This is a genomic window from Achromobacter insuavis, from assembly GCF_902859645.1.
GTDB lineage: Bacteria > Pseudomonadota > Gammaproteobacteria > Burkholderiales > Burkholderiaceae_B > Achromobacter > Achromobacter insuavis.
This window is the reverse complement of record NZ_CADIJR010000163.1, coordinates 1-3424: the sequence shown is the minus strand read 5'-3', so window position 1 is coordinate 3424 and position 3424 is coordinate 1. Positions and strand designations below refer to the sequence as shown.

Genomic DNA, 3424 nt, shown 5'->3' with positions numbered 1-3424 from the left:
GACGCCGGTCGCCGCCTCGGCGGCCTCGGCCGGGTCCGGTTCCGGCTCGGCCGGGCCGCTGGCGCGGCGAGCGCGCTTGGCCGCCTCCTGCTGGGCGATCAGCGTCTGCAGCTCGGCGGCCAGGCTGGTCGACTTGCCGGTGCGGGCCCAGTCCGCGGCGTTCTGGTCCTTGGTATCGCGGGTGGTGACGTCGGCGCCGGCCTTCAGCAGCAGCTCCACCATCGCCTTGTTGCCCGACAGCGCCGCCATCATCAGCGGCGTTTCACCGTTGGGCGCCGGCGCGTTCACCATCGCCTTGCGTTCCAGCAGCAGGCTGGCCATGGCCAGCTGGCCCTTGGAGGCCGCATAGTGCAGCGGCGTCCAGCCCAGGCGGTTGACCTGGGCGCCGCGCGCCATCAGCGCCCGCGCCCGGTCGGTCTGGCCGGCGATGGCCAGGTACATCAGCGGCGTCTCGCCGGCCGGGTTCTCGGCATTGACGTCCGTGCGCGGGTTGGCCGCCAGCACGTCGAACACCTTCCAGGCGCCGTCGACCACCGCCCGCATCAGGGCCGGCTGGCCATTGCGGTAGCGCACGTTGGGGTCGGCGCCCTGCGCCAGCAGGTCCTTGATTTCGTCGGGGTAGTCGTTGGCGACATAGACCCACCAATCCGACGGATTGGCGGCCTGGGCCAGCGCCGGCGTCGAAACGGCGACGCACAACGCCAGCAGTGCGCTGCGGCAGTGCGAGACGAGGCGGTGACGGGAGAACGCAGCGCTGGCAGCCATGGGCAATCCTGATAAATTACTTTAAATAATTGACGTTAGATTATTTCTTTATCTTATTGAAAAGATTAAAGAAATTTTCCGTTGAGGCACGCGCCACCTCGGCCACGCTGATGCCCTTCAGATCCGCGATCTTCTCGGCCACGTGGATCACCTTGGACGGGTCGTTGAGCTTGCCCCGGTACGGCACCGGCGCCAGGTACGGCGAGTCGGTTTCGATCAGCAGGCGGTCCAGCGGCACCTTGGCGGCCACCTCGTGCACCACATGCGCGTTCTTGAACGTCACGATGCCGGACAGCGAGATGTGGAAATTCTGGTCGAGCGCGGCCTGGGCCACTTCCCAGGTCTCGGTGAAACAGTGCATCACCCCGCCGACCTCGGCGGCGCGCTCCTCGCGCAGCATCCGCACCGTGTCCTCGGCCGACGAGCGCGTGTGCACGATCAGCGGCAGGCCGGTGTCGCGGGCGGCGCGGATATGGCGGCGGAAACGCTCGCGCTGCCAGTCCAGCGGCTCGGACAGGCGGTAGTAGTCCAGCCCGGTCTCGCCGATGGCCACCACCTTCGGGTGGGCCGCCAGGCGCGCCAGCTCCTCGGGCTCGGGGTCCGGCGTGTCCTCGTAGTCGGGGTGCACGCCGACCGAGGCCCACAGGTTCGGCTGCGGCTCGACCAGCGACATCAGGCCCGGCCATTCGGGCATGTTGACGCTGACCACCAGCGCGTGGGTCACCTGGTTGGCGGCCATCCGTTCGAGGATGGCGGGCAGGTCGGCCGCCAGCTCGGGGAAATTCAAATGGCAGTGGGAATCGACGTACATGAGACTTGGATGAGGAAAGGCGCGGCGTCTGGACGGCGGCCCGGACAGGCCGGATCCGTCGCCGCGCCGCGGCAGGTTACGCCTGGCAGGATAGCACCACGCGCTGCAGCGTCGCGTGGGCGAAAAGCTTGGCATTCAAGGGATGCGTGGCCAGCGCCCGCTGGCGCGTCAGCCAGCGCGCGGCCTCGGCCGCGCGCGCCGTGTTCATGCGCGCGGCGACCTCGGCCACGACGGCGGCCAGCGCCGGGAAATAACGCACCGGCGCGCCGGCGGCGGCCAGCATCAGATCGGTATAGAGGCGTTGCAGCGCGTCGATCCACTCGGCCGGCGGGGCCTTTTCCAGGGCCTCGGCCAGGGTGCCGACGTCGGGCGTCTGGCCCTTGGCCAGCGGGCCGACCAACTGGGTCAGCCACGGCGGGCAGGCGGTTTCGGCGTTCTGGGCCAGGCGCAACGCGGCCAGCGGCGCGCCGCCGGCGGCGGCCAGCCATTCGCGCGCCGGCTCCACGTTCTGGTCGCGCAGCCATTGCAGCGCGGTGTCGGGATCGGGCCCCGGCAGCGGCAGGCGGCGGCAGCGCGACACCAGCGTCGGCAACAGCCGGTCGGGCGCGTCGGCCACCAAGAGGAACACGGTATGCGGCGGCGGCTCTTCCAGCACCTTGAGCAAGGCGTTGGACGACACCACGTTCAGCGCGTGCGCGGGGTACAGCAGCGCCACGCGCCAGCCGCCGCGGTGGGTGGCGGTGTTGAACCAGGATTCCAGCGAGCGGATCTGGTCGATGCGGATTTCCTTGGACGGCGCCTTCTTGGCCGCGCCCGTGGCCGGCTCGGCCTCTTCCGCGCCCTCGGCGGCGTCGGCGCCCTCCTCGACCGCCACGGCCTCGGGCCGGATGCGGCGCAGGTCGGGGTGGTTGCCGCTGGCGAACCAGGCACAGGCGGCGCAATGGCCGCAGGCCAGGCCGTCCTGCGGCGTCTCGCACAGCAGGCTGGCGGCGGCGGCATTGGCGAAGTCGAGCTTGCCGATGCCGGCCAGGCCGTGCACCAGCCAGGCGTGGGCGAAGCGCTCGCGGTTGCCCAGCCAGGCCCGCGCCGTCTCCATCTGCCAGGGCAGGAACTGGGGCGCGCTCATGGCCGGGCCGCCACCAGTTGGCGCAGGCCGGCTTCCAGCTCGGCGCGGATCTCGGGAATGGCGCGGGTCGAATCGATCACCTGGATGCGGTCAGGCTCGGCCGCGGCGCGCGCCTGGTAGGCCGTGCGCGTGCGTTCGAAGAAGGCGGCGCCTTCGCGCTCGAAGCGGTCGGGCTCGCGGGCGTCGGCCAGGCGCGCCCGCGCCACCGCCAGCGGCACGTCGAACAGCCAGGTGCGGTCGGGACGGCCGGCCTGCATCCAGGTTTCCAGCGCGGCCACGCGCGCGGCGCCCAGGCCGCGGCCGCCGCCCTGGTAGGCGTAGGTGGCGTCGGTGTAGCGGTCGCAGACCACCCAGGCGCCACGCGCCAGCGCCGGCTCGATCACCTGGTGCAGGTGCTCGCAGCGGGCGGCGAACATCAGCAGGGTCTCGGTATCCAGGCCCATCGGGTCGGTCAGCACCAGGGCGCGCAGCTTTTCGCCCAGCGGCGTGCCGCCGGGCTCGCGGGTGGAGACCACCTCCAGGCCCTGGCCGCGCAGGAACTCGGCGATCCACTCGGTGTGCGTGCTCTTGCCGGCCCCGTCGACCCCCTCCAGCGTGATGAAGCGTCCGCGTGAGGTCATTGTTCTTGTCCTTGTGCTGGCGCCGGATCGTCGTCCGGCGTGGAAGTGGGTGCCGTCTCGGGCGTCGGCGCGGCGGCGGGCGCGGACGCGGCGGGCCTGCCC

At 71.4% G+C, this 3424-nt stretch carries 4 protein-coding genes; all 4 read right to left on the bottom strand.

Going from position 1 to position 3424, the window contains the following annotated elements; translation table 11 throughout:
• Window positions 1–765: ankyrin repeat domain-containing protein (locus H0523_RS31725; protein ID WP_180180302.1), on the bottom strand; the 765-nt coding region annotated here is incomplete at its 3' end.
• Window positions 766–805: 40 nt separating this feature from the next.
• Window positions 806–1576 (bottom strand): TatD family hydrolase, encoded by a 771-nt coding sequence (locus H0523_RS31720; protein ID WP_054435743.1) that lies wholly within the window; start codon window positions 1574–1576, stop codon window positions 806–808.
• Between the two features lie 76 nt (window positions 1577–1652).
• Complete coding sequence (gene holB / locus H0523_RS31715) at window positions 1653–2702, bottom strand: DNA polymerase III subunit delta' (RefSeq protein WP_054435742.1); 1050 nt, start codon at window positions 2700–2702, stop codon at window positions 1653–1655.
• Window positions 2699–3322, bottom strand: a complete 624-nt coding sequence (tmk, locus tag H0523_RS31710) for a dTMP kinase (RefSeq protein ID WP_054461201.1) — start codon at window positions 3320–3322, stop codon at window positions 2699–2701. The genes holB and tmk overlap by 4 nt, the downstream gene beginning before the upstream one ends.
• Window positions 3323–3424: the final 102 nt, after the last annotated feature.